The organism is Rhizobacter sp. P2_H2 (assembly GCF_056403375.1).
The window spans coordinates 1-679 of record NZ_JBFUFP010001718.1 but is presented as its reverse complement, the minus strand read 5'-3'; the positions used below and the strand labels follow the sequence as shown (position 1 = coordinate 679).

1 protein-coding gene is annotated in these 679 nt (G+C 62.6%); it reads left to right on the top strand.

Annotated elements, in window-relative coordinates; all coding sequences use genetic code 11:
* Positions 1-194 precede the first annotated feature (194 nt).
* The coding region (locus tag AC1D15_RS35810) for a carbohydrate ABC transporter permease (RefSeq protein WP_477829828.1) at positions 195-679 on the top strand (485 nt) is incomplete at its 3' end.

Sequence of the window (679 nt, the reverse complement as noted above, 5' to 3'; positions counted from 1 at the left end):
ATCAAGGACGTGGTGTCGCAGTTCTGGAACGACGAGAAGATCACGTCGGCCCAGGCGCAGGACCGCCTGGTCGCTGCCGCCAAGACGAAGTAATCAGGCTTTAGCCCTGCCTCGGACGGCGCCCGCTCGGGCGCCGTCTTCCTGTTGCACGGGGATGGCGCAATACTCGCGTCCCGCCCCCGGTTGGCCCGCCCATGAAATCCTCCGCCTCCGTACGCCTCAGCCAGTGGATGCCCAAGCTGGTCGTCGCACCGTCGTTCTTCCTGGCCTTCTTCTTCATCTACGGCCTGATCGCGTGGAACGGCTACCTGTCGGTGTCGGCCTCGCGCCTGCTGCCCAACTATGAATTCATCGGGCTGCAGCAGTACACCAACCTGTTCGAGAGCGAACGCTGGTGGGTCGCGCTGAAGAACCTCGGCATCTTCGGCGGCCTGTTCATCTTCTTCGGCATGGCCATCGGCCTGCTGCTGGCCATCCTGCTCGACCAGAAGATCCGCGTCGAAGGCGTGCTGCGCACCATCTACCTCTACCCGATGGCGTTGAGCTTCATCGTCACCGGCACCGCCTGGAAGTGGATCCTGAATCCCGGTCTGGGCCTCGAGAAGGTCATGCAGGGCTGGGGTTTCGAGAACTTCCATTTCAGCTGGCTGATCGACCCCGACATGGCGATCTACACCGT